Raw genomic sequence first — 5,842 nt, forward strand, 5'->3', positions numbered from 1 at the left:
CAAAAAGTAACCAAAAAACGCTGCGCTCCCATCATCCGGCCCCTCCGCTACGCTACGGGGTTCCCTCGCGCCGGTCTTGCTCCCGGGAGGACGCGCTGCAGGCCCCATCCATGGGGCCTCAGCGCTTGACGGGCATCCATGCCCGTCACCTCCCTCCGCAAGACCTCTGCTCGGCCTCCTGAAGTCGCGAAGATCAAGATCAAGATCAAGATCAAGATCAAGATCAAGATCAAGATCAAGATCAAGATCAAGATCAAGATCAAGATCAAGATCAAGATCAAGATCAAGATCAAGATCAAGATCAAGAGCAAGATCAAGAGCAAGAGCAAGAGCAAGAGCAAGAGCAAGAGCAAGAGCAAGAGCAAGAGCAAGAGCAAGAGCAAGAGCAAGAGCAAGAGCAAGAGCCGGGGACTTGTCTGGGTTTCAGGTTACTTCACTTTGCATGCACAGTAATCGCCACCAACCGCATAACCACCGGCCTGACCATCAATACACAAACGAACGCCACAGGCATCGCCAACTGGTAAGCCTTCAGCACGTTGCCAAGGTATTCAGGGTTAATCCCCCCATTCGCTGCCGTGATCACGAAACACATCAATAGCGCCATGATCGACGACATGTAGAAGGCAAAAACGTAGGGCGTGGCGCCCGGGTGCAATTTGCGTCGGCTGCGTGTATGGGACAGGTTGCTCATGCGAACTCCTGAAAAGTAAGTAGAGGCGCAGGTTAGCAACGCATCCGGCAGCAGCTGTAGACCAGCCGCATTGAGTTCTTTATAAAGAGATTCTTACGAATCCAGGGGCTCAGCATGGACCTGCTCAACGCCATTCGCAGTTTCATCAAGGTGGTCGAAGCCGGCAGCATCGCCGCCGGTGCCCGCAACCTGGGCCTGAGCCCGGCCGCGGTCAGCCAGAACCTGGCACGCCTGGAGGGCCACTTGCAGGTTCGCCTGCTCAGTCGCACCACCCGCAGTATGGCGCTGACACCCGCCGGTACCCAGTACTACGAACGCGTCAGGCACATCGAGCGCGACCTGGCCTTGGCCGAACAGGCCGTGACCACCCCCGACAGTGAGCCCCAAGGGCGGCTGTGCATTGCATCGACGTCCGCCTTCGGTCGCCACGTGCTGGCGCCATTGATACCCGCGTTCAGTGCCCGCTACCCACTGCTTTCGATAGAGTTGGTAACGACTGATCGCCGGGTCAACCACGCGCGGGAAGATGTGGACGTGAGCCTGCGCATTGCCCCGCAACTCGAAGACCAGTTGCTGGCCCGGCATATCGCCCGTATACCGTTCATTTGCTGTGCCTCGCCCGGTTACCTGCAACGCGCCGGCGTGCCGGCCACGCCCGAGGCCTTGCGTGACCACCGCTGCCTGGTGTTCCGCTACCCGGTGGATGGGCGCTTCCTGCGTTGGGGGTTCATGCGCGACGGGCTGCGGTTCGAGGCAGAGTTCGGCAGTGTCCTGATTAGCGACGACATCGATGCCCTGACCCAGATGGCACTGCACGATGGCGGCATCACCCGCCTGGCCGAGTTCATCGTCCGGCCGCATCTGGCCGCCGGGGCGCTGGTATCGTTGTTCGAATACAGCGATAGCGGTCAGGCCTATGCCCAGACCGAACCGATGGATATCTACCTGTGCCTGGCCGATCGCTTCGCCATGACTGCAAAAGTGCGTGTGTTCATGGACTACCTGCGCGAATGCCTGGGTGACAGCTGGCAGGTGCAGGCCTGAAAAAGATATTGGGGCTGCTTGCAGCTCATCGCGACACAAGGCCGCTCCTGCAGCGTCCGCATGAACCCGTAGAATCGGTTTTGTGCGGTCGTTGCAGGAGCGGCCTTGTGTCGCGATGGGCCGCAAAGCGGCCCCGACTTACTTGAAGCTATCAGAAGCGGTAGGTAAGGGACGCACCGATACCGTGAGCGCTGTTCTCGTACTTGGCCTGGTAGCTGCCTTTCAACAAGCCTTCTGTCTGCGAGCTCGGCAGATTGTTGACCTTGGTGTCCTCTTCCCACAGGTAGGAGTAGGCAACATCGATGGTCATGTCATCGTTCGGGCTCCAGCCGGCACCAAAGCTGACCGCTTTACGGTCGCCGGTAGGAATGCGCGGCGAGCGATCGTGGTTGTTGGTGGGCGACTGGTCGACGGAGAAGCCTGCACGCAGGGTCCACTCCTTGTTGACCTTGTAGGCAGCACCAATGGCGTGTGCCCAGGTGTCATGCCAGTTCTGCTCTTCGGTGATGGTCTGCAGTGGGTAGCCCGCCGGTGCTTCGTTCTTGACAACGATGCTCTCCAGGCGGCTCCAGCGAGTCCACGTGCTGCCCGCATACAGGGTCCAGTGGTCATCCAGTTCATGGGTGACCGAGAAGTCCACCGACTCTGGCGTCTTGATTTTCAGGCTGGCGTCGAACTTGCCGTTCAGGCCGAGGGCCGCAATCGGGTAGGAAACACGGGTATCGCCTTCAAGCTTGTAGTCGACCATCGAGTGATAGGTCAGGCCCAGACGGGTACGGTCTGTGGCTTGTACGAGAACGCCGATGTTGTAACCGATCGCGGTGTCGTCGCCCTTGATCTTGACTTCGCCATCCGGGCCGTTGGGGCCCAGCAGCGCCTTGCTGCCCAGGTTCGAGCCCAGCTCACCCTTGATACGGTTGATGGTCGGGCCAAAACCGATCGACACCTTGTCGTTGAAGGCATAGCTGATGGTTGGCTGGAAGGTGACAACCTCGACCTTGCTCTTCTTGCCCCAGTAGCGTGCCGCGTCATCGCTACCGTAGTCGGTGATCAGGCCGTATGGCACGTAAACACCGAAACCGACGCTCCAATGATCATCGATCGGCTTGACGTAGTAACCCATGGGCACGCCCACGACCGGGACCATGTCGCCATCGGTTTCCCCCCCGAAATTGCTACCACGACCCGAAATATCAGACTTGGCAATGACGGCTGCGCCACCCACGGTGACCTGTTCGCGCTTCAGGCGCGACATGCCTGCAGGGTTGCCATACACAGTGCTGGCATCTTCGGCAGAAGACGAACGTCCCGCAAAACCGGTTCCCATGCCGCTGATGCTTTGCTCGTTCAGCGCGAAACCTGCAGCAAGCAGTTGGCTGGAAGCAAGAGCAACGGCAATGCCGAGGGAGGTTTTGAGCATTACTTTTTTCATTATTAGAAAACTCCTTGGGATCTCCGGGGCGAAAAGCTACCAACAAATCACGCGCCGCGCTATAGCCTCAATCGAAGGAGATAGAGCGGTTTTGTAGGACAATCCGACCAAAATTCCCTTTTTTCCGGGTGCGTTGTAGGACGCGTCTTAAGATGCCTGCGGCAATCTCTGATCTATGCAGGTATGCCAGGCGTGGGTGAAGTCGCGCAGGCGACCTTGTGGGTTGAAAATCTGTCGCCAGATCCGCGCCAGCGCGAGAAGGTCATCGGCGGCAGGCAGTGGCGTGGCCTGCTCTTCGACGAGCATCCAGGCAATGGCGGTGGAATAGCGCAGGTTGACGGTGAGTTCCAGGTGCGGGCCACCGAGAAAGGCGTGCTGGCTGGCCAGGCCGCGGACCAGGCTGGCCAGGTCGGGGTCACGGGCAAGGTAGTCGTCCCAGATCGCCTGGTGACGGTGTTCGCCGATACGGTAAAGGCCATGCCCACGACGGTCGTGCAAGGCCGACCCCAGGGCCGACTGGCTGGCGGCGATGCCCAGCAACAAGGCTTCGGCGCTGGCGCAGTGACGGTTCAGGTAGACCAGGGTGGGTCGGATCACATACTGACACAATTCATTCGCCGCGATACCCATGATGCCCTCGAGCAGTTAAGGGCCGGACGGGCGCTGGAGCTTGGCAGCTGGTGAGTGATCAGGCCCGCCGGAAGCGGCAAGCACCGCTCGAGTTGAAGTGTAGTGTGATAATCGTGGTGTAAAGGGCTGTTTTTAAATCGATTGCTGCCTGACGTACCGGGCTATATGCCTTAAGGCAATTACGCCACGAACGTTCAGGCAGGCTTGCGATGGGATGATTCAGCGCTTGAATACCGCAGTATTCGCCGCTCACGCGGTGAGCGACTGGCGGGTTCGGGCGATGACCGCCTGCAGCGGTTCACTGCGGCTGTACTGTTCGGGGTACAGGCGCTCTGTGTGGCAGGCGACGCCGTGTTCGTCTACCAGGGTAAAGCTGAAGCTGCCCTTGCGAGGGGCAACGATAAGGCACTTCAACGGCGAGAAGGCCTGGGAGAGGGTGCCAATGGCAGCCTGAATCTGATGATGAGTTTGCATATTGTTGGAGGTTCCTGCTTTAAACACGGGGTTATGATCCGTGCATGATAGAAACGTTCCAGTGACGCCTTTATTAAGGGACGAACGAACCTGACTGGAACAGGGCAGCCAGAGGGAGCGCAATCAAATGTGGGCGCATGGGCTGACTGGTAGGTACTTCAGAAGGCAGGCAGCACGCCGGGGCCAAGGTTCTAGGCCGTCGGTGTGGGATCCTGATCAATCTGTCACGTGATTCGTGCTTGAGCAGCGCGTGGCTGGCGAGTGAATCATCGAATGGGCCGGTCCTGGTTTCAGCAGCGCCACCCTTGGGAGGAGCGGGTCTGCAAGGACGCTTGAGGCCAGAATTGACTTTCAGCTTGGTACTAACGAGGCGCACCTTAGCGGAAATACAGGCGCTTGGCAAGCATTTCATGTTTGTTCAGGTTAGCCGAGCAGTATGGCGCGTATTTGCCCTGCTGGGAAGAGGGGGCAAAAGGCCCGCATCCGGGCTGATGTACCGATTTCGTGCACTCAAATGAAGGTTTATGGTGCACTTGTTCACATTCGGAGCATCGCTTGCAACTGCCTGGCAACACGCCACGACAGCCTCGCCAATGCCTTGACTGGGCGGTTAAGTCAATGAAAAAAAACACTATTTTTAGCTGGTGAAAAAATCGTCAGTTTGAGCGAAAGCCCCAATTCATGGGGGTTTGCGGGGGATGGGAGGGGGTTGTCCACCGAGTTATCCACAGGAACTGTGGATTGTCCCGAGCGCTTGCTCTAGGACGGGCGTGCCAGCAATACATTGAACTGTCCGACAATCGACATGCTCCGGGAGACCTGTTGGTCATCCACTTGAAAACGTCAAGAAAAGATCATTGAAAATTTTTTTCAATCCTCCGGAAATCGAAGGGCCAAGGCGCAAGAAAAAGGGTAGAGTGGCGCGCCTTTCGAGTTGCCAAACCTGTTGCTCATGAAGTTTCGCGGTAAACCCCTCGCCAGCCCCGCTGCATCGACGCCTGCGCCTCCCCCCAAACGTTTCTCTCTCAAAGTGGCCTTGTGGCTGCTCGACAACCCGCGCCTGGGTGACAAGCCGCAGGTCAAGCACCTGGCCGGGCGCCTGTTGAAACAGCCGGCGCGCCAGGGCGTGGTCGTGGCGCAAAGCCGCCTGGGGCAGATGTTGTGCCGTGATTGCGGCAATGCCCGTGACCGGCGTATTGGCCATGAACTGCTGCGCCAGGCCGCCCGCGCCGGTGACCGGCGGGCGCAGCTGGAGTATGCGCGGCTGTGCCAGCACAGCGAGCCGGAGCAGGCGCGGTACTGGCTGGAGCTGGCGGCGGGGCAGGGGTCGCAGGAGGCACGGCGGCTTTTGAGGCAGTGGTTCCATGCCTGAGGTGTGTTGCCAGCACTGGCCCTATCGCCGGCAAGCCAGCTCCCACAGGGATCGCGCCAACTTTTAGAATTTGAGCAAGACAGTTGCTCCCACAGGATGGACTGCCCCCAAGAAGTTGGACACCAATCCAACCCGTGGGGGATCTATGGGTAAATACACAGAGCAGTTCAAGCTCACGGCTATCACCGCTTACCTA

Annotated in this window: 7 protein-coding genes; 3 read left to right on the plus strand and 4 right to left on the minus strand. The window is 58.7% G+C overall.

Going from position 1 to position 5,842, the window contains the following annotated elements; all coding sequences use genetic code 11:
• The first annotated feature begins 138 nt into the window (after window positions 1-138).
• Window positions 139-453, plus strand: coding sequence for a hypothetical protein (locus CAG22_RS28610; protein ID WP_170929345.1), 315 nt, complete (start codon window positions 139-141; stop codon window positions 451-453).
• Here CAG22_RS28610 and CAG22_RS26785 read toward each other — a convergent pair.
• Entirely contained in the window at window positions 434-694 is a 261-nt protein-coding gene (locus tag CAG22_RS26785; protein WP_085589883.1) for a DUF2798 domain-containing protein, read from the minus strand. The two genes, CAG22_RS28610 and CAG22_RS26785, sit on opposite strands and share 20 nt — an antisense overlap.
• A gap of 114 nt (window positions 695-808) precedes the next feature.
• On the opposite strand from CAG22_RS26785, the gene CAG22_RS26790 reads away from it, so the two are divergent.
• Complete coding sequence (locus CAG22_RS26790) at window positions 809-1,738, plus strand: LysR family transcriptional regulator (RefSeq protein WP_085589885.1); 930 nt, start codon at window positions 809-811, stop codon at window positions 1,736-1,738.
• Between the two features lie 151 nt (window positions 1,739-1,889).
• Here CAG22_RS26790 and CAG22_RS26795 read toward each other — a convergent pair whose 3' ends face one another.
• The 3 genes from CAG22_RS26795 to CAG22_RS26805 form a co-directional block, all read right to left on the minus strand.
• Window positions 1,890-3,170 (minus strand): OmpP1/FadL family transporter, encoded by a 1,281-nt coding sequence (locus CAG22_RS26795; protein ID WP_085589888.1) that lies wholly within the window; start codon window positions 3,168-3,170, stop codon window positions 1,890-1,892.
• Window positions 3,171-3,317: 147 nt separating this feature from the next.
• On the minus strand, window positions 3,318-3,800 hold the full coding sequence (locus CAG22_RS26800; RefSeq protein ID WP_025338041.1) for a hypothetical protein: 483 nt from the start codon (window positions 3,798-3,800) through the stop codon (window positions 3,318-3,320).
• A 249-nt stretch (window positions 3,801-4,049) separates the two neighbouring features.
• Window positions 4,050-4,274 carry a hypothetical protein gene (locus CAG22_RS26805; RefSeq protein ID WP_003257337.1) on the minus strand — a complete coding sequence of 75 codons (225 nt, stop codon included), beginning with the start codon at window positions 4,272-4,274 and terminating at the stop codon, window positions 4,050-4,052.
• A gap of 952 nt (window positions 4,275-5,226) precedes the next feature.
• Between CAG22_RS26805 and CAG22_RS26810 the strand changes: the two genes are divergently transcribed.
• Entirely contained in the window at window positions 5,227-5,646 is a 420-nt protein-coding gene (locus CAG22_RS26810) for a tetratricopeptide repeat protein (protein WP_025338042.1), read from the plus strand.
• The last annotated feature ends 196 nt before the right edge of the window (window positions 5,647-5,842 follow it).

It is taken from the genome of Pseudomonas sp. B8(2017) (assembly GCF_002113575.1).
GTDB classification, from domain to species: Bacteria; Pseudomonadota; Gammaproteobacteria; order Pseudomonadales; family Pseudomonadaceae; genus Aquipseudomonas; species Aquipseudomonas putida_Z.